At 68.5% G+C, this 18,474-nt stretch carries 17 protein-coding genes; 13 read left to right on the top strand and 4 right to left on the bottom strand.

Annotated features, from left to right (window positions below):
- The first annotated feature begins 52 nt into the window (after positions 1 to 52).
- Entirely contained in the window at positions 53 to 1,033 is a 981-nt protein-coding gene (gene speB / locus ACJH6I_RS02530) for an agmatinase (RefSeq protein WP_064858074.1), read from the top strand.
- Positions 1,034 to 1,046: 13 nt separating this feature from the next.
- Here speB and ACJH6I_RS02535 read toward each other — a convergent pair whose 3' ends face one another.
- The gene (locus ACJH6I_RS02535) at positions 1,047 to 1,613 is read right to left on the bottom strand and encodes a TetR/AcrR family transcriptional regulator (protein ID WP_061000866.1); all 567 of its coding nucleotides are present in this window, start codon (positions 1,611 to 1,613) and stop codon (positions 1,047 to 1,049) included.
- Positions 1,614 to 1,675: 62 nt separating this feature from the next.
- The gene (acnA, locus tag ACJH6I_RS02540; protein ID WP_061000864.1) at positions 1,676 to 4,498 is read right to left on the bottom strand and encodes an aconitate hydratase AcnA; all 2,823 of its coding nucleotides are present in this window, start codon (positions 4,496 to 4,498) and stop codon (positions 1,676 to 1,678) included.
- 161 nt (positions 4,499 to 4,659) lie between these two features.
- On the opposite strand from acnA, the gene ACJH6I_RS02545 reads away from it, so the two are divergent.
- The 8 genes from ACJH6I_RS02545 to ACJH6I_RS02580 all read left to right on the top strand — a co-directional run bounded on the left by ACJH6I_RS02545 (position 4,660) and on the right by ACJH6I_RS02580 (position 12,764).
- A complete protein-coding gene (locus ACJH6I_RS02545) occupies positions 4,660 to 5,289 on the top strand; it encodes a DUF6676 family protein (protein ID WP_135355955.1) in 630 nt (209 codons plus the stop codon).
- Between the two features lie 237 nt (positions 5,290 to 5,526).
- On the top strand, positions 5,527 to 6,960 hold the full coding sequence (gene ripA, locus ACJH6I_RS02550) for an NlpC/P60 family peptidoglycan endopeptidase RipA (RefSeq protein ID WP_406783671.1): 1,434 nt from the start codon (positions 5,527 to 5,529) through the stop codon (positions 6,958 to 6,960).
- 16 nt (positions 6,961 to 6,976) lie between these two features.
- The gene (gene ripB / locus ACJH6I_RS02555; RefSeq protein ID WP_135355957.1) at positions 6,977 to 7,699 is read left to right on the top strand and encodes an NlpC/P60 family peptidoglycan endopeptidase RipB; all 723 of its coding nucleotides are present in this window, start codon (positions 6,977 to 6,979) and stop codon (positions 7,697 to 7,699) included.
- 149 nt (positions 7,700 to 7,848) lie between these two features.
- The gene (locus ACJH6I_RS02560) at positions 7,849 to 8,997 is read left to right on the top strand and encodes a MoxR family ATPase (RefSeq protein WP_020100548.1); all 1,149 of its coding nucleotides are present in this window, start codon (positions 7,849 to 7,851) and stop codon (positions 8,995 to 8,997) included.
- Between the two features lie 53 nt (positions 8,998 to 9,050).
- On the top strand, positions 9,051 to 9,968 hold the full coding sequence (locus tag ACJH6I_RS02565) for a DUF58 domain-containing protein (protein WP_346414904.1): 918 nt from the start codon (positions 9,051 to 9,053) through the stop codon (positions 9,966 to 9,968).
- Between the two features lie 87 nt (positions 9,969 to 10,055).
- Positions 10,056 to 10,820 carry a 3-oxoacyl-ACP reductase FabG1 gene (gene fabG1, locus ACJH6I_RS02570; RefSeq protein WP_135355959.1) on the top strand — a complete coding sequence of 255 codons (765 nt, stop codon included), beginning with the start codon at positions 10,056 to 10,058 and terminating at the stop codon, positions 10,818 to 10,820.
- 48 nt (positions 10,821 to 10,868) lie between these two features.
- Positions 10,869 to 11,678 (top strand): NADH-dependent enoyl-ACP reductase InhA, encoded by an 810-nt coding sequence (gene inhA, locus ACJH6I_RS02575; RefSeq protein ID WP_061000853.1) that lies wholly within the window; start codon positions 10,869 to 10,871, stop codon positions 11,676 to 11,678.
- Between the two features lie 84 nt (positions 11,679 to 11,762).
- Positions 11,763 to 12,764, top strand: coding sequence for a ferrochelatase (locus ACJH6I_RS02580; protein WP_406783672.1), 1,002 nt, complete (start codon positions 11,763 to 11,765; stop codon positions 12,762 to 12,764).
- A 6-nt stretch (positions 12,765 to 12,770) separates the two neighbouring features.
- On the opposite strand, the gene ACJH6I_RS02585 is transcribed toward ACJH6I_RS02580, so the two are convergent.
- On the bottom strand, positions 12,771 to 13,607 hold the full coding sequence (locus ACJH6I_RS02585; RefSeq protein ID WP_135355961.1) for a hypothetical protein: 837 nt from the start codon (positions 13,605 to 13,607) through the stop codon (positions 12,771 to 12,773).
- 59 nt (positions 13,608 to 13,666) lie between these two features.
- On the opposite strand from ACJH6I_RS02585, the gene ACJH6I_RS02590 reads away from it, so the two are divergent.
- The 3 genes from ACJH6I_RS02590 to ACJH6I_RS02600 are packed head-to-tail and all read left to right on the top strand — an operon-like array spanning position 13,667 to position 15,687.
- Positions 13,667 to 14,098: an NfeD family protein gene (locus tag ACJH6I_RS02590; RefSeq protein WP_020100542.1), complete on the top strand. Its 432-nt coding sequence runs from the start codon at positions 13,667 to 13,669 to the stop codon at positions 14,096 to 14,098.
- Between the two features lie 18 nt (positions 14,099 to 14,116).
- Entirely contained in the window at positions 14,117 to 15,322 is a 1,206-nt protein-coding gene (locus ACJH6I_RS02595) for an SPFH domain-containing protein (RefSeq protein WP_244872557.1), read from the top strand.
- A 2-nt stretch (positions 15,323 to 15,324) separates the two neighbouring features.
- Complete coding sequence (locus tag ACJH6I_RS02600) at positions 15,325 to 15,687, top strand: DoxX family protein (protein ID WP_318984597.1); 363 nt, start codon at positions 15,325 to 15,327, stop codon at positions 15,685 to 15,687.
- Here ACJH6I_RS02600 and ACJH6I_RS02605 read toward each other — a convergent pair whose 3' ends face one another.
- Complete coding sequence (locus ACJH6I_RS02605) at positions 15,688 to 16,410, bottom strand: TVP38/TMEM64 family protein (protein WP_212811505.1); 723 nt, start codon at positions 16,408 to 16,410, stop codon at positions 15,688 to 15,690.
- Between the two features lie 223 nt (positions 16,411 to 16,633).
- Here ACJH6I_RS02605 and mutA point away from each other — a divergent pair, with 223 nt between their 5' ends.
- Positions 16,634 to 18,472, top strand: coding sequence for a methylmalonyl-CoA mutase small subunit (mutA, locus tag ACJH6I_RS02610; RefSeq protein ID WP_318984599.1), 1,839 nt, complete (start codon positions 16,634 to 16,636; stop codon positions 18,470 to 18,472).
- Positions 18,473 to 18,474 lie beyond the last annotated feature (2 nt).

Raw genomic sequence — 18,474 nt, forward strand, 5'->3', positions numbered from 1 at the left:
TACTGCCGGAAACAATGAGACCCAAGCCACACGCCACGACTTTGGAGAACTGATGAGCTTCGACCGGTACATCACGACCACCGCGCCCGACGGCCGCGAGATCATCGGCCAGGTCGATGCGAGCCGGTTCCCGCGCTACGCCGAGCCGGCCACGTTCGCCCGGGTGCCGCGCCTGGACCAGGTGTCCGCACCCGACGTCACGATCCTCGGCGTCCCGTTCGACACCGGCGTGTCCTACCGCCCGGGCGCGCGCTTCGGCCCGGGCCACATCCGTGCCGCGTCCAAGCTGCTGCGGCCCTACAACCAGGCGCTCGACGTGTCACCGTTCGCCAATCAGCAGGTCGCCGACGCCGGCGACATCGGCGTCAACCCGTTCAACATCAACGAGGCCATCGAGACCATCGACACCGAGGTGACCGCGCTGCGCAAGGACGGCAGCGCCGTGCTCACACTCGGCGGTGACCACACCATCGCGCTGCCGATCCTGCGGTCACTGCACCGCGACCACGGCCCCATCGCCGTGCTGCATTTCGACGCCCACCTCGACACCTGGGACACCTACTTCGGCGCCGCCTACACGCACGGCACGCCGTTCCGCCGGGCCAGCGAAGAGGGCCTCATCGACATGGAGCGTTCGCTGCACATGGGTATCCGCGGCCCGCTGTACAGCAAGAAGGACCTCGAGGACGACGCGATCCTGGGCTTCCAGGTGATCCGCTCCGACGACTACCAGGTCGACGGCCTCGCGAGCGTGCGGGAGCGCATGGTCAAGCGGCTGGCGGGCGGTCCGGTCTACGTCTCGGTGGACATCGACGTGCTGGACCCGGCGCACGCGCCCGGCACCGGGACGCCGGAGGCCGGGGGACTGACGTCGCGCGAACTGCTGCATTCGCTGCGTTCGCTGACCGGTCTGAACGTGGTGGGCGCCGACATCGTCGAGGTGTCCCCGGCGTACGACCACGCCGAGCTGACGGGCATCGCCGCCGCACACGTCGGCTACGAGCTGCTGTCGGTGATGAGCGCGAACCGCTGAAAGGGTTGAGCCGCTAGGGCTTTCGGCGGACCGATGCCTCGACGATGTCGAGGACGGCCGCCAGATCCTCGCCGGTCTGCCCTGAGGCCAGCCGTGCGATGAGGCCGTCGAGCACCAGGTCGAGATAGATGTGCAGCACTTCGGTGGGCACGTCGTCACGCAGCGTGCCGGCGGCCTTCTTGCGCTCCAGGCGCGCGATGGTGGCCTGGTTGAGTTCCTCGTAGCGCTGCTGCCACTCGGCGCGGAACTCGGCGTCGGTGCGCAGCCGGCGGGCGATCTCCAGCCGGGTGCCCAGCCACTGGTAGTTCTCCGGCTTGGCCAGCATGTTCCGCATGACCTGCACGAGGCCGTCCTTCTCGACGGTCTCGGCCATCCGCTCGCCGTCTTCCTCGGCGAGCGCGAAGAACAGCGCGTCCTTGTCGCGGAAATGGTGGAAGATCGCGCCGCGCGACATCGCGGTGGCTTCTTCGAGAAGCCGCACCGTCGCACCTTCGTACCCGAACTCGGAAAAACAGCGTCGGGCGCCGTCGAGGATCTGCGCTCGACGGGCGGCGAGATGATCGTCGCTGACTTTGGGCACCAGGACTCCTACCGGCGTTCGGTTGGGCAGCCCGGGGGCTGCCCAACCGAATCAGCCAGCTGTCAGGCCTCGCTACCCGACCGCAGCATGTTGCGCAGCACGTACTGCAGGATGCCGCCGTTGCGGTAGTAGTCGGCCTCACCGGGGGTGTCGATCCGGACCACGGCCTCGAACTCGACCTTGGTGCCGTCCTCCTTGGTGGCGGAGACGTGCACGGTCTTCGGCGTCTTGCCGGCGTTGAGCTCCTCGATGCCGGTGATGTCGAAGGTCTCGGTGCCGTCCAGGCCCAGCGACTTGGCGCTCTCGCCGGCCGGGAACTGCAGCGGGATGACGCCCATGCCGATCAGGTTCGACCGGTGGATGCGCTCGAACGACTCGGTGATGACGGCCTTGACGCCCAGCAGTGTGGTGCCCTTGGCGGCCCAGTCACGCGAGGAGCCCGAACCGTATTCCTTGCCGCCCAGCACGACCAGCGGGATGCCGGCCTTCTGGTAGTTCATGCACGCGTTGTAGATGAACTCCTGCGGGCCACCCTCCTGGGTGAAGTCGCGGGTGTAGCCACCCTGCGTGCCCTCGAGGCCGATGGTGTCCAGGATGCGGTTCTGCAGGCGGATGTTGGCGAAGGTGCCGCGGACCATGACCTCGTGGTTGCCACGACGGCTGCCCAGCGAGTTGTAGTCCTTGCGGGCCACACCGTGCGCGTCCAGGTAGTCCGCGGCCGGGGTACCCGGCTTGATCGGGCCGGCCGGGCTGATGTGGTCGGTGGTCACCGAGTCACCCAGCAGCGCCATGACGCGGGCGCCCTTGATGTCCGTGACGGGCGCGGGCTCCATCTCCATGCCGTCGAAGTACGGCGCCTTGCGGACGTAGGTCGAGGCGTCGTCCCAGGCGAAGGTGTCGCCGTCCGGGGTCGGCAGGTTGCGCCAGTTGTCGTCGCCCTTGAACACGTCGGCGTAGGACTTGCGGAACATGTCCTGGCTGATCGCGCTCTTGATGGTGTCGTCGATCTCCTGGGCCGACGGCCAGATGTCGCGCAGGAAGACGTCGTTGCCGTCGGTGTCCTTGCCCAGGGAGTCCGTCTCGAAGTCGAAGTCCATGGTGCCGGCGAGGGCGTAGGCGATGACCAGCGGCGGCGAGGCCAGGTAGTTCATCTTGACGTCGGGGGAGATGCGGCCCTCGAAGTTGCGGTTACCCGACAGCACCGCGGTGACGGTCAGGTCCTCTTCGTTGACGGCCTTGGAGATCTCCTCCGGCAGCGGGCCGGTGTTACCGATGCACGTGGTGCAGCCGTAGCCGCCCAGGTAGAAGCCCAGCTTCTCCAGGTAGGGCCACAGGCCGGCCTTCTCGTAGTAGTCGGTGACGACCTGCGAGCCCGGGGCCATGTTGGTCTTGACCCACGGCTTGCTGGACAGGCCCTTCTCGACGGCGTTGCGGGCCAGCAGGGCGGCACCGATCATGACCGACGGGTTGGAGGTGTTGGTGCAGGAGGTGATACCCGCGACCGCGACGGCGCCGTGGTCGAGGATGAACTCGCCGCGCTCGCCCTTGACGCGGATGGGCTTGCTCGGGCGGCCCTCGGAGCCGTTGGCGGCGGACTGGACGTCGACGGCGCCGTCGTCCGCGAAGGACAGGGCGGCAGGGTCGGAAGCCGGGAACGACTCCTCGACGGCCTCGTCGAGCTTGGTGTGGTCGGCCGGGTGCTGCTCCTCCACGTAGTTGTGGATGTCCTTGCGGAAGGCGATCTTGCTCTCCGACAACAGGATTCGGTCCTGCGGGCGCTTCGGGCCGGCGATCGACGGCACGACCGTCGACAGGTCCAGCTCGAGGTACTCCGAGAAGGCCGGCTCGCGGTCGGCGTCGTGCCACATGCCCTGGGTCTTGGCGTAGGCCTCGACCAGCGCCAGCTGCTCGTCGGTGCGGCCGGTCAGGCGCAGGTAGTTGATGGTCTCTTCGTCGATCGGGAAGATCGCACAGGTCGAGCCGAACTCGGGGCTCATGTTGCCCAGGGTGGCGCGGTTGGCCAGCGGCACCTCGGCGACGCCCTTGCCGTAGAACTCGACGAACTTGCCGACGACGCCGTGCTTGCGCAGCATGTCGGTGACGGTCAGCACCACGTCGGTGGCGGTCACGCCCGGCTGGATTTCACCGGTCAGCTTGAAGCCGACGACGCGGGGGATCAGCATCGAGACGGGCTGGCCCAGCATGGCGGCCTCGGCCTCGATACCGCCGACGCCCCAGCCCAGCACGCCCAGGCCGTTCTCCATGGTGGTGTGGCTGTCGGTACCCACACAGGTGTCGGGGTAGGCCTGGCCGTTACGGACCATCACGGTGCGGGCCAGGTACTCGATGTTGACCTGGTGGACGATGCCGGTGCCCGGCGGGACGACCTTGAAGTCGTCGAAGGCGCCCTGGCCCCAGCGCAGGAACTGGTAGCGCTCGGCGTTGCGCTCGTACTCGAGGGCGACGTTCTTCTCGTAGGCGTCGGCGGTGCCGAACACATCGAGGATGACGGAGTGGTCGATGACCATCTCGGCGGGAGAGAGCGGATTGACCTTGTTGGGGTCGCCGCCGAGGGCGGTGACGGCCTCACGCATGGTGGCCAGGTCGACGACGCAAGGCACGCCGGTGAAGTCCTGCATGATCACGCGGGCCGGGGTGAACTGGATTTCGATGCTCGGCTCGGCCGACGGATCCCAGTTGGCCAGGGCCAGGATGTGATCCTTGGTGATGTTGGCGCCGTCTTCGGTGCGCAGCAGGTTCTCCGCAAGCACCTTGAGGCTGTAGGGAAGCTTCTCGGTACCCGGAACCGCGTCGAGGCGGAAAATCTCGTAGCTGTTTTCCCCGACAACGAGCGTGTCACGGGCTCCAAATGAATTGCTGCTCACATCAACTCCCGGCTAGATCTCGCCGCGACGGGCTGTGTCAGCGGCGCGTTGCTACCCTAACAGTACGCTTGTCCTATGAGCGCCCAGGGGGTGGCTACAGTCTTGTCGGGTTCCGGGTGCGCCGTCAGGGAGTTCGAGGAAATTCCAGTACCGTTTGCCGCGTGACAACTTTCGCGGCATTCATTCCGCCGGACGTCTGTGCCACGGTCGGGCAGGACCCGGCCAAGACCCCTGTCGACGTGTGTATGGCGACGGTGATCACGCAGGTGCGTGACGGTGGGGTCAGTGCGCCGGGCATCGCGCCCGCCAAGACGCCGGCCACGCCGCAGGAGGCGAAGCAGGCGGCCGAGGCCGCGCAGGAGGCCGCCGCCCTGCGTCAGGTCGTCGCCGACGCCCACGCCAAGGGCATCGACCTCAAGATCGTGGTGCTGCCGACGAGTCCGGGCATCGACACCCCACTGCGCGACATCGCCGCGGACGTCGGCCGGGTGTACCCCGAGTCGACGGTGCTGACCCTCAGTCCCGGCTTCGCCGGCTCGGTCAGCCCGACCTATGACAGGTCGCTGTTGGAGGCCGGTCAGGATCTCGCGAAGACGCCGAGCGTTGTGCAGAACTCGAAGAATTTTGTGAGCCAGCTGGAAACCCCGATATTTCCCTGGACGTCGTTCACTGTGGTGGTCATCCTCGGCGTGGTGGCGGCTGCCGTGGGCACCCGGTTTCTGCAGGTCCGGGCCCGGAAAGCGGCAGCGGCTGCGGCGCCGCAGGACGCCGCCGCGCCCGCATCTCGGTAGCTGCGCGCGGGGCGCCGCGAATTCGAATATCACTATTCGGTCACACCTTTTTCAATTACAACGGTGTGGTTTGTTACTAACGTTTCATTTGTGCAACCTGTGACGTACGGTGCAGTTGGTACCGCTTGTTGCAGTTGTGATGATTTGTGATTTCTGCGACTTACGGGACCAACGGATCGAGCCCGCTTTTGCCTTAGGCGGGCACCAGCGCGCTGGAGCCTTAGGAGACCTGAGTCAATGGGACGCAGCATTCGGCCCTTCACCGGTGGGCTGGCCACCCGGTTGGGCAGTCGCGTCGGCACCGGGTCGCTCGTATTCGGTGTGATGACCGCGTCCGTCTTCGCCTCCGGTATCGCGTCGGCCCAACCCGGCAGCAGCGAGATCGCCGCCCTGGTCACCGAACTCGCCAATGCCAACCAGAAACTGCAGGACCTCGGCGCCGCCATCCAGACCCGGCAGGAATCGGTCAACAAGGCCATCGCCGACGTGCAGACCGCCCGGGACGACGCCGCGACCGCCCAGCAGGACATCGACACCAGCCAGACCGGTCTGAAGGACGCCAACGCGGCCATCGCCGCCGCCCAGGCGCACTTCGACAAGTACGCCGAGGCGGCGTACATCAACGGGCCGTCCGCGTCCTACCTGACCGCGACCGATCCCGGCGAGATGATCAACACCGCCGCCACCGGCCAGGCGCTGACCATCAGCTCGCAGGAGGCCATCGCCGATCTGCAGCGCAGCCGGACCGAACTGGCCAACCGCGAATCCGCCGCCCGACTGGCCAAGCAGAAGGCCGACCAGGCCGTCAAAGATGCCCAGGCCAGACAGGACGACGCGGTCAAGGCCCTGACCGACGCCCGGACCACGTTCGCCGACCAGCAGACCCAGTTGGACCAGTTGGTCAGCCAGCGCGACGCGGCGCAGGCCAAGCTCAACGCGGCGCGTACGCAGTGGGCCGCGAGTGCCCCGGCGTCCGGAACTCCGGCGGCCAACCCCGGCCGGTATGCCGACAACTGGGACGGCGCGCCCGCCGCGGCCGGCCCCCGCAAGTGGGACGACGGCGGCTGGGATCCGACCCTGCCCAAGATTCCGAGCGCCAACATCCCCGGTGACCCGATCGCCGTCATCAACAACGTGCTCGGCATGACCGCGACGTCGGCTCAGGTCACCCAGCAGATGGGCCACAGCTTCCTGCAGAAACTCGGCCTGGTGCCCGCCACCGTCACCAAGTCGGGATACACCAACGGCGCCATCCCGCGCGTGTACGGAAAACAGGCCTCGGAATACGTCATCAAGCGCGCAATGTCGCAGATCGGCGTGCCGTACTCATGGGGCGGCGGCACCGCCGCCGGTCCCAGCACGGGCATCGACTCGGGTGCCGGCACCGTCGGCTTCGACTGCTCGGGTCTGATCCTCTACGCCTTCGCCGGCGTCGGCATCAAACTGCCGCACTACTCCGGCAACCAATATGAGGCGGGCCGCAAGATCCCGACATCGCAGGCCCGCCGCGGGGACGTCATCTTCTACGGCCCGGGTGGCAGCCAGCACGTGACCCTGTACCTCGGCAACGGGCAGATGCTCGAAGCGCCCTACACCGGTTCCAACGTCAAGGTGTCGCCCGTACGAACCAGCGGCATGACGCCGTACGTGATCCGTTACATCGAATACTGATACAGGGGTTATTGCATTGCAGGGCAAGGAATTTCACCGGAGAGACCTCCTCGCGGGCGTGGGCGCGCTGGCGCTGGCGCTCGCGTTCGGGCCTGCGCCGAGTGCGGTTGCCGACCCCGACGGCGGCTGGGATCCGACCTTGCCTGCGAAACCCAGCTCCGGCGCGCCCGGTGACCCGGTGGCCATCGCCAACGCGACGTTCCAGGCCAGCCAGCTGGCCCTGCAGACCACCCAGAACCTCGGCCAGAGCTTCCTGTCGAGCCTGGGCCTGGGCGGCAAGCCCAGCGGCGGTGGCGGCGGCAGCGCCACGATGATGCCGGGCGGCCGCGTCGGCGGTAAGCAGGCCATCGAATACGTCATCCGGCGCGGCGGCTCCCAGATGGGCGTCCCGTACTCGTGGGGCGGCGGCACCCTGACCGGTCCCGGCCCCGGCGTGGACTACGACGCCGGCAAGATCGGCTACGACTGTTCGGGTTTCACCCGCTACGCCTACGCCGGTGTCGGCGTGCAGATCCCCAAGTACTCGGGCGACCAGTACAACACCGGGCGCGCCATCCCGCCGTCGCAGGCCAAGCGCGGCGACCTGATCTTCTACGGCCCCGGCGGCAGCCAGCACGTCACGATCTACCTCGGCAACGGGAAGATGCTGGAGGCGTCCGGCAGCGCGGGCAAGGTGACGGTCAGTCCGGTCCGGACGGCCGGCATGTCGCCGCACCTGTCCCGCATCATCGAGACCTGATAATCACCTAAGTCCGTCGTGGCAACGTCGACGGATACGCAGCCGCCTGGAATAGTTGACTCCGGGCGCGCCGCTATATTGGCGGCTACCCGCTAGACCAGCGATTTTGCGCCGGACACCCGGCCGAAACAATTGTGGGAGGAAGCTAGATGACGTCACCGAGTGGGCCGCCCGACGGCGCCGGAGGCTACCCAGGCCCGGCACCCACACAGGGTTACCCGCCCGGGGCGCACGCCGCCCCCGCCGCGCAGCAGCCCGTCAGCGGCTCGTTGCAGTCCGAGGTGCACACCCTCGAGCGCGCCATCTTCGAGGTCAAGCGCATCATCGTCGGCCAGGACCAGCTGGTCGAGCGCATGCTGGTCGGCCTGCTGGCCAAGGGCCACGTCCTCCTCGAAGGTGTCCCGGGTGTCGCCAAGACCCTCGCCGTGGAGACCTTCGCCAAGGTGGTCGGCGGCTCGTTCGCCCGCATCCAGTTCACCCCCGACCTGGTGCCCACCGACATCGTCGGTACCCGCATCTACCGCGTCGGCAAGGAAGAGTTCGACATCGAGCTCGGCCCCGTGATGGTCAACTTCCTGCTCGCCGACGAGATCAACCGCGCACCCGCCAAGGTGCAGTCGGCGCTGCTGGAGGTCATGGCCGAGCGCAAGATCTCCATCGGCGGCAAGACGTTCCCGCTGCCCAGCCCGTTCCTGGTCATGGCGACCCAGAACCCCATCGAGCAGGAGGGCGTCTACCAGCTGCCCGAGGCGCAGCGCGACCGCTTCCTGTTCAAGCTCAACGTCGGCTACCCGTCGCCCGAGGAAGAGCGCGAGATCATCTACCGGATGGGCGTCAAGCCGCCGGAGCCCAAGCAGATCCTCACCACCGAGGACCTGCTGCGCCTGCAGGACGTGGCCGCCAACACCTTCGTGCACCACGCGCTCGTCGACTACGTGGTGCGCATCGTGACCGCCACCCGCGAGCCGGAGAAGTTCGGTATGCCCGACGCCAAGGCGTGGATCGCCTACGGCGCCTCGCCGCGCGCCTCGCTGGGCATCATCAGTGCCTCCCGTGCGCTGGCGCTGGTGCGTGGCCGTGACTACGTCATCCCGCAGGACGTCGTCGAGGTCATCCCGGACGTGCTGCGGCACCGCCTCGTGCTCACCTACGACGCGCTCGCCGACGAGATCTCCGCCGAGACCGTCGTCAACCGCATCCTGCAGACGGTCGCGCTGCCGCAGGTGAATGCCATTCCGCAGCAAGGACATTCGGTTCCGCCCGTGATGGCCGGCGCAGCTGGGGCCTCTGGTCGGTGACCGCCCCCGGGTCTGATCGTTCGGCTTCGCCGCAGACCGGCCGGTCCGTCGATCTGCCGTCACTGCAGCGCGGCCAGATTCGCGATCCCGAACTGTCGGCCGCCCTGCGCAAGCTGGAGCTCACCGTCCGGCGCAAGCTGGACGGTGTCCTCCACGGCGACCACCAGGGTCTGATCCCCGGGCCGGGTTCCGAGCCGGGGGAGTCCCGGCTCTACCAGCCCGGCGACGACGTCCGCCGGATGGACTGGTCCGTCACGGCCCGTACGACGCATCCGCACGTGCGGCAGATGATCGCCGACCGGGAGCTGGAGACCTGGCTGGTCGTCGACATGTCGGCGAGCCTGGACTTCGGCACCGCCGGCTGCGAGAAGCGTGATCTGGCGGTCGCCGCGGCGGCCTCCATCGCGTTCCTCAACAGCGGTGGTGGCAACCGGCTCGGCGCGATCATCTCCAACGGCGACACCGTCCGCCGGGTGCCCGCACTGTCCGGCCGGTTGCACGAGCAGGAGCTGCTGCGCGCCATCGCCACCACACCCAAGGCCCCGGCCGGGGTCCGTGGTGACCTGGCCGCCGCCATCGACGCGCTGCGCCGGCCGGAGCGCCGCCGCGGCATGGCCGTGATCATCAGTGACTTCCTCGGCCCGATCAACTGGATGCGCCCACTGCGGGCCATCTCCGGGCGCCACGAGGTGCTGGGCATCGAGATCATCGACCCGCGCGACGTGGAGCTGCCGGCCGTCGGGGACGTGGTGCTGCAGGACGCCGAGTCCGGCATCACCAAGGAATTCACCATCGATGAGCAACTTCGGGACGACTTCGCCCGCGCCGCCCAGGCGCACCGCGACGAAGTGGCTCGCACACTGCGCCGATGCGATGCCCCGCTGCTGACGCTGCGCACCGACCGGGACTGGATCGCCGACGTCGTCCGGTTCGTGGCGAACCGTCGCCGCGGCGCCATGGCGGCGCGCTGAGCGGACAACGCGTGCACAGACCGTTGTGCGGCTCGCCGCAGCGTGCCGATTTAGGCGTGCACCGGCCGAGACGATAAGTTGACCAGCATGAGTGACACTGTTGCCACCGAGGGTGCCGCCACGCCCGCAGCCGGCCGTCCGGCCTTCGTTTCCCGTTCCGTGCTGGTCACCGGTGGTAACCGGGGTATCGGCCTGGCCATCGCGCAGCGTCTGGCCGCCGACGGCCACAAGGTCGCGGTGACCCACCGCGGTTCCGGTGCGCCCGAGGGCCTGTTCGGCGTCGTGTGTGACGTGACCGACGCCGAGGCCGTCGACCGGGCGTTCAAAGAGGTCGAAGAGCACCAGGGCCCGGTCGAGGTGCTGGTGTCCAACGCCGGTATCTCCAAGGACGCGTTCCTGATGCGCATGACCGAGGAGCGGTTCACCGAGGTCATCGACGCCAACCTCACCGGCGCGTTCCGCGTCACCCAGCGCGCGTCGCGCAGCATGCAGCGCAAGCGTTTCGGCCGCATCATCTACATCGGCTCGGTCTCGGGCATGTGGGGCATCGGCAACCAGGCCAACTACGCCGCCGCCAAGGCCGGCCTGATCGGTATGGCGCGCTCCATCTCGCGCGAGCTCTCCAAGGCCGGCGTCACCGCCAACGTCGTCGCCCCCGGCTACATCGACACCGAGATGACGCGTGCCCTCGATGAGCGCATCCAGGAAGGTGCGCTGGAGTTCATCCCGGCCAAGCGCGTCGGCACGGCCGAAGAGGTCGCCGGTGCCGTCAGCTTCCTGGCGTCCGAGGACGCCGGCTACATCGCCGGTGCGGTCATCCCGGTCGACGGCGGCATGGGCATGGGTCACTGACCCGAATTCTTTGGCTTAGCAGAACTTTCGTTTAAAGGAGTCAGCACAATGGCAGGTTTGCTCGAAGGCAAGCGGATCCTCGTCACCGGGATCATCACCGACTCGTCCATCGCGTTCCACATCGCGAAGGTCGCCCAGGAACAGGGCGCCGAGCTGGTGCTCACCGGCTTCGACCGGATGAAGCTCATCCAGCGCATCGCCGACCGGCTGCCGAACCCGGCGCCGCTGCTGGAGCTCGACGTGCAGAACGAGGAGCACCTGGCCTCGCTCGGTGAGCGCGTCACCGAGGTGATCGGCGCGGGCAACAAGCTCGACGGCGTCGTGCACTCCATCGGCTTCATGCCGCAGAGCGGCATGGGCATCAACCCGTTCTTCGACGCACCCTACGAGGACGTCGCCAAGGGCATCCACATCTCGGCCTACTCGTACGCCTCGCTGGCCAAGGCCCTGCTGCCGATCATGAACGAAGGCGGCGGCATCGTCGGCATGGACTTCGACCCGACCCGCGCCATGCCCGCCTACAACTGGATGACGGTCGCCAAGAGCGCCCTCGAGTCGGTCAACCGGTTCGTCGCGCGCGAGGCCGGCAAGTACGGCGTGCGCTCCAATCTCGTTGCGGCAGGCCCCATCCGGACCCTGGCCATGAGCGCCATCGTCGGCGGTGCCCTCGGCGACGAGGCCGGCCAGCAGATGCAGCTGCTCGAAGAGGGCTGGGACCAGCGCGCGCCGATCGGCTGGAACATGAAGGACCCGACGCCGGTCGCCAAGACCGTCTGTGCGTTGCTGTCCGAATGGCTGCCCGCGACCACCGGCTCGATCATCTACGCCGACGGTGGCGCCAGCACCCAGCTGCTCTGATTCGATTTGTTTTCCGCCGAAACGGCGTTCCAGCAGGTTTCGACTGCCGGGACGCCGTTTCGCGTCTGAGGAGGGGACAAACCCGTGGATTTCGACGCACTGCTGCTGTTGTCGTTCGGCGGACCCGAGGGTCCCGACGACGTCCGCCCGTTCCTGGAGAACGTCACCCGCGGACGCAACATCCCGCCGGCGCGGCTCGACGAAGTGGCCGAGCACTACCTGCATTTCGGTGGCGTGTCGCCGATCAACGGCATCAACCGCGCCTTGATCTCGGAGCTCGAGGCGGCGATGCCGGATCTGCCGGTGTATTTCGGCAACCGTAACTGGGAGCCGTACGTCGAGGACACCGTCATCGCCATGCGGGACAACGGAGTTCGCCGGGCAGCGGTGTTCACCACGTCGGCGTGGGGCGGCTACTCGAGCTGCCGGCAGTATGTCGAGGACATCGCGCGCGGCAGGGCTGCGGCGGGGCCGCAGGCGCCGGAGCTGGTGAAGCTGAGGCAGTACTTCGACCATCCGCTTTTCGTCGAGATGTACTCCGAATTCGTCTCGCAGGCATTGCATTCCGCGCCTGCGGGCGCGCGCCTGGTGTTCACGGCGCACTCCATACCGGTGGCCGCCGACGAACGGTACGGACCGCGGCTGTACAGCCGGCAGGTGGCGTACGCGGCGCGTCTGGTCGCTCAGGCCGTCGGGGTGGGCGACTACGACCTGGTGTGGCAGTCACGGTCCGGCCCGCCGCAGGTGCCGTGGTTGGAACCTGACGTCGCCGACCATCTCGCCGCGCTCGGGGACGCGGGCACCACAGCTGTCGTGGTGTGTCCCATCGGATTCGTCGCCGACCACATCGAGGTGGTGTGGGACCTCGACAACGAGCTCGCCGAGCAGGCGGCCGAGGCGGGAATCACGTTGGTGCGCACCACAACTCCCAATGCCGACCCGCGGTACGCGCGGCTGGCCGCGGCGCTGGTCGACGAACTGCGCACGGGTGCGGCGCCGGCGCGGGTCGAGGGCCCGGAGCCGGTGCCCGGGCACGGCTGCAGCATCAACGGCGCGTCGTGCCTGCCGGGGTGCTGCGGCGACTGACCGGTTCTACCGCTCCCAGGCCGAGTGCAGGATGGCCGTCACGGCGGCCAGCCGGGCCGAGCGCACGATGTCGGTCAAAGGCCGCATGGCCTCGGTGGCGATCTGCATCTCCGATGCGCTCTGCAGGCCGATGGGCGCCAGCCCGGCGCTGACGGTGATGATCGCGTCGATGTGGGCCGCGGTCTCCAGCACCCGCACCGCGCGGGTGGGGGCGTGGTCCGGCAGCTTGTGCAGGTGTCCGGCCTCGAGCAGCTGCTCGACCATCTCGCGCGGATCCTCGATGTCCGAACCGGGTTCGGCCCGCAGGCGGCCGAGGGCGTCGGCCGCCGACCGGACCGCGTCGCGCAGGCGGTACTCCTCTTCGCCGAGGTCGAAGTGGCCGGCCACGGGAGCGCTGGGCAGCGAGTACACCGTCCAGGACAGGGCCTTGACCTCGGCGTCGTCGGTGTCGTCCTCGTATTCGAAATCGGGGACCAGCCCGACGGCCTCGCCGTAGTTGGAGGTGACGACGACGGCTTCGCCCATGTCGACGGCGTCCTGCTGGAACTGGGTGCCGGGGGTCAGTCCACGGACATCCCCGGGTACGGGCAGTACCAGGTTCAGGGCCGGCTCCGAGCGCGCGGCGCCGGCCGCGTGCCGCAGCGTCTGCAGCAACGTGACGCCGCCGTAGTTGGTCAGGTCGGGCCACGGCAGCCCCGTCCGGCTGGCCGCCACGGCGTCGTAAGCGGCAATGGAATGCCTTGGTGCCCACGGCGATAGCGCATCGAGGACATCGTCGGGTGCGGCCAGGCCGGCATGCCAGGCATTGGCCCACACCGTCAGCGAAACACTTGGACACCACATGATGCACGCAGTGTAAAACGCTCCGGCCGATTAAGCCTGCAAGGCGCTACTCTGGTCGCATGCCGGTGCCGTTGCTGTGGCTCATCGTGGCGATCGGGCTCGCCGGTGCCGAAGCGCTGACCGGTGACATGTTCCTGCTCATGCTGTCTGGCGGTGCCCTCGCGACGGCAGGTCTGAGCTGGGCCACCGACTGGCCCATCTGGGCCGACGGTCTCTCCTTCCTCATCGTGTCGGTGCTGTTGCTGGTCCTGGTGCGGCCGGCGCTGCGCAAGCGGCTGGGTGCCGCGGGCCTGCCCGAACCGGTGAAGGCCTTGGAAGGCAAGTCGGCGCTGGTGCTGGAACGGGTGACCCGCCATGAAGGGCAGGTAAAACTCGACGGCGAAATCTGGACGGCGCGCCCGATGGCCGACGACGATGTCTTCGAACCCGGCGATCACGTCACCGTGATGCGGATCGACGGCGCGACCGCGGTGGTCTTCCGGGCCATCTGAACGCAAGGGGAGCTGAAATTGACTGGTGCACTTGTCCTTCTGCTGATCCTGGTGGCGTTTGCCATCGTGGTGGTGGTCAAATCGGTGGCGCTCATCCCGCAGGCCGAGGCAGCGGTCATCGAGCGGCTGGGCCGCTACAGCAAGACCGTCTCGGGCCAGCTGACGCTGTTGCTGCCGTTCATCGACAAGATCCGGGCCCGGGTGGATCTGCGTGAGCGCGTCGTGTCGTTCCCGCCGCAGCCGGTGATCACCGAGGACAACCTGACGGTCAACATCGACACCGTCGTCTACTTCCAGGTGACCAGCCCGCAGGCCGCGGTGTACCAGATCAGCAACTACATCGTCGGCGTCGAGCAGCTGACCACCACGACGCTGCGCAACGTCGTCGGCGGCATGACGCTGGAGCAGACGCTGACCTCGCGTGACCAGATCAACGCCCAGCTGCGCGGCGTGCTCGACGAGGCCACCGGCCGGTGGGGTCTGCGCGTCGCGCGCGTCGAGCTGCGCAGCATCGACCCGCCGCCGTCGATCCAGGACTCGATGGAGAAGCAGATGCGCGCCGACCGCGAGAAGCGCGCCATGATCCTGACCGCCGAGGGCGCCCGGGAGGCGTCCATCAAGCAGGCGGAGGGGCAGAAGCAGTCACAGATTCTGGCGGCCGAGGGTGCGAAGCAGGCGGCGATCCTGGCCGCCGAGGCAGACCGGCAGTCGCGCATCCTGCGCGCGCAGGGTGAGCGGGCCGCCCAGTACCTGAACGCGCAGGGCCAGGCCAAGGCCATCGAGAAGACGTTCGCGGCCATCAAGGCCGGCCGGCCGACGCCCGAGCTGCTGGCCTACCAGTACCTGCAGACGCTGCCGCAGATGGCCAAGGGCGAGGCCAACAAGGTGTGGGTGGTGCCCAGCGACTTCGGTTCGGCGCTACAGGGTTTCACCAAGCTGCTCGGCGCCCCGGGGGAGGACGGCGTGTTCCGCTACACGCCGTCGCCGGTCGACGAGGCCCCCGCCAAGGATGACGACGACGAGGTCGCCGACTGGTTCTCCACCCAGACCGATCCGGCGATCGCGCAGGCGGTGGCAAAGGCGGAAGCCGAGGCCCGCACGCCGGTGCAGCAGCCCGGCTACGGCGTCCCGTCGGTGCCGGTGCCCCCGGCCCCGCCGACGCAGCCGCTCGAGGCGCGTCCGTTCCCCGAAATCGACCCGCCCGCCGGGCAGCACTCGAGGTGACCATGAGCCTGTTGACGTCCCGCCGCACCTACACCGCGCTGGCGCTTCTGATGGCCGGCGACGCGGCGGCGTGTGCCGTGCCCGTCGCACCCATCGAGAAGGCCCTGAACGGCGTGCACTTCCCGCTGGAGTACCGGTGGATCCTCGTCGGCTCCAAGGCGGCGGCTGCCGTGGGCCTGCTTGCCGGACAACGTAATTCGGCCCTGGCCCGGCTGACCACCGCGATGCTGGCGCTGTACTTCACGCTGGCCGTCGGCGCACACATCAGGGCCCACGACAAGCCGGTGAACGCGGCGCCGGCCGTGCTGTTCCTGGCGCTGTTCACCGCGATGACGGCGAAGGGTCTGCCCGAGCGCGAGTCGTAGTCAGCTGTGCGCGTCGACCGGGTGCTGCGCGGCGTGGGCGCGGCGGTGCAGCCGGATCTCGTAGATCAGCCCGCAGATCCCGATGGTCGCGGTGCAGGCCGACACGACCAGCAGCGACGGCCGGATCTGTCCGGTGAGGGCGTCGCCCAGGATGACGACGGCCGCGGTACCGGGCAGCAGCCCGAAGAACGTCGCGAATGCGTACGGCACCACCCGGACCGATGAGGCCCCGGCGGCGTAGTTGAGCACCGAGAACGGCACCGCCGGGATCATGCGCATCGACAGGATCGCCGCCCAGCCGCGTTCCTTGAGTCGCGCGTCGAGGCTGTCGATGTGCTTGTGCGACAGCTTGCTCAACTGCCAGCCGAGCACGCGCACCAGCCAGAGCGCGATCAACGCGCTCAGCGTGCTGGCAATGACGGCCAGTGTGACGCCGAGGGCGGAGCCGAACAGCAGGCCTGCGGCGAGGGTGAACGCGGTGCGCGGGAACGGCAGCACCGTGACGACGGTGTGCGCGAGCAGGAACGCCAGCGGGAACCACGGCCCGGCGGCGGCCGCCCAGTCGCGCATCTGCACCGCGTTGGGCAACGGCACCCAGATGGCGATTGCGACAAGAATCACAATTGCCGCCCCGATGCCCACGGCCCGTCGCAGCGGCATCTGTGCCGCAGTGGCCTGCACGGCGGACAGGACCGTGCGCAGCGCGCTGACAACGGAGTTCACGTGTTCCAAGGGTACGGGTTGACCGCCCGATCATCGCTGTCAGGAGCGGGCCCATGCGACGTTCGAGCGCCCTGACCCGTCGCTGTCCGGGGTATGCGCAACCGGTGTGCGGTGGAGCTACTGGGTAGTAGCGACCTGCGTGATTTAGCCTGAAAATCAAGTGTGATAGGCATTTCTGCATGCAGTGCCAGATGTCTGATGGCCGAAAGATTGGGAGTCGCCGGTGACTGTCGACGCGTCCACCGTTCGGGACCGCTACGCGCGGTGGCAAGAGAACGTCGCCGGTGTGCTCGCCAAGAGCACGCGCAAGGCTGTCGAGGATCTGCCTGCCGAACCCGAGCGTTTGCTCGATTCACCCACGTACGACGGTTTCCCGGTCCGTCCGCTCTACACCAGCCTGGACGGCTTGGCCGAGCCCGCGCTGCCCGGACACTGGCCGTTCACCCGCGGCGGTGACGCCCACCGCGACGTGCTCGCCGGCTGGAAGGTGGCCGAATCCTTCCCGATCGCCAGCGATGCCGACGTCGCCACGGTCAACGGTGCCATCCTGCTCGCCCTGACCGACGGCACGAGCGCCCTCGAGGTCCGGGTCGGTTCGGGCGGCGTGCCCGTCGACCAGCTCGACCGCGTATTCGAGGGCGTCTTCCTGGATCTGGTTCCGGTGCTCCTGGATGCCGGTGCCGACCTGGCGGCCGCCGCTGACCAGCTGCTCACGCTGGTCAAGCCGTTCGACGCCGACCAGCGTGCCCGGCTGTCGATCGACCTGGGTGCCGACCCGCTGACCGCGCCGCTGTCCGGCCGCGCTGCCGCGACCGACGCCGACGTCGTCGCCACCGCCGCGAAACTGACCGAGTACGACGGGGGAGTGCGCGCCGTCACGGTCGACGCCGCCGCGCTGCACAACCTCGGCGCGAGTGCCTCGCTGGAGCTGGCGGGCGCCATCGCCGCCGGTGTGGCGTACCTGCGTCTGCTCACCGAGAGCGGACTGTCGGCCGCCGACGCGCTGCGGCAGCTCAGCTTCCGCTTCGCCGCCGACGACGACCAGTTCGCCACCATCGCCAAACTCCGTGCGGCGCGCCGGCTTTGGGCCCGCGTGGCGGAGGTCGTCGGCGCACCGGACGCCGGCGCCGCGACCATCCACGCCGTCACCTCGAAGGCCATGATGTCGCAGCGTGACCCGTGGGTGAACATGCTGCGCACCACCCTCGCCGCGTTCGCCGCCGGCGTCGGTGGCGCCGACACCGTGCTGGTCGAGACGTTCGACGCCGCCATCGACGGTGGATTGCCCGGCACGGCAGTCACTTTCAGCCGCCGCATGGCGCGCAACACCCAGTTGCTGCTGCTCGAGGAGTCGCACCTGGGTCGCGTCGTCGACCCGTCGGGCGGCTCGTGGTTCGTCGAGGACCTCACCGACCAGCTGGCGCAGCGGGCCTGGGCGAAGTTCCAGGAGCTGGAGTCGCTGGGCGGTTTCGTCGCGGCCCGTGATCAGTTGAGCGCCCAGATCGCCGAGGTCGCGGCCCGTCGCGCCGACGACATCGCACACCGGCGCACGGCGCTCACCGGCGTCAACGAATTCCCGAACCTCGCGGAAAGCCCGCTCGCACAGACGGATTCGTTCCCCGGCGTGGTGCGCTACGCCGCGGCTTTCGAAGCGCTGCGCAACCGTTCCGATGCGTACCTGGCCAAGACCGGCAAGCGACCGCAGGCCGTGCTGCTGCCGGTCGGCCCGCTCGCCGAGCACAACATCCGCACCACGTTCGCCGCGAACCTGCTGGCTTCCGGCGGCATCGAGGCCGTCAACCCCGGCACCGTCGACGCCGCGGGTGTCGCGGCGGCGGCCGCGGGCCAGGTGGCCGCGGTGGTCTGCGGCACCGACGCCCGGTACGCCGACGAGGCGAGCGATGTCGTCAAGGCCGCCCGCGCGGCCGGCGTCGCGCACGTGTACCTGGCCGGGCCGGAGAAGGCCGTCGCGGACGCGACCGACAAGCCCGACGAATACCTGACCATGAAAATCGATGCCGTCGAAGCGCTTTCGACCCTGCTCACCCGATTGGGGGCATGACA

Source organism: Mycobacterium sp. SMC-13, assembly GCF_045311035.1.
In the GTDB taxonomy this organism is placed as follows: domain Bacteria; phylum Actinomycetota; class Actinomycetes; order Mycobacteriales; family Mycobacteriaceae; genus Mycobacterium.

Coding starts and splice junctions, on each gene's coding strand:
- speB (WP_064858074.1), top strand. CDS start 53: ATGAGCTTCGACCGGTACATCACGACCACCGCGCCCGACGGCCGCGAG.
- ripA (WP_406783671.1), top strand. CDS start 5,527: ATGGGACGCAGCATTCGGCCCTTCACCGGTGGGCTGGCCACCCGGTTG.
- ACJH6I_RS02560 (WP_020100548.1), top strand. CDS start 7,849: ATGACGTCACCGAGTGGGCCGCCCGACGGCGCCGGAGGCTACCCAGGC.
- fabG1 (WP_135355959.1), top strand. CDS start 10,056: ATGAGTGACACTGTTGCCACCGAGGGTGCCGCCACGCCCGCAGCCGGC.
- inhA (WP_061000853.1), top strand. CDS start 10,869: ATGGCAGGTTTGCTCGAAGGCAAGCGGATCCTCGTCACCGGGATCATC.
- ACJH6I_RS02585 (WP_135355961.1), bottom strand. CDS start 13,607: ATGTGGTGTCCAAGTGTTTCGCTGACGGTGTGGGCCAATGCCTGGCAT.
- ACJH6I_RS02590 (WP_020100542.1), top strand. CDS start 13,667: ATGCCGGTGCCGTTGCTGTGGCTCATCGTGGCGATCGGGCTCGCCGGT.
- ACJH6I_RS02600 (WP_318984597.1), top strand. CDS start 15,325: ATGAGCCTGTTGACGTCCCGCCGCACCTACACCGCGCTGGCGCTTCTG.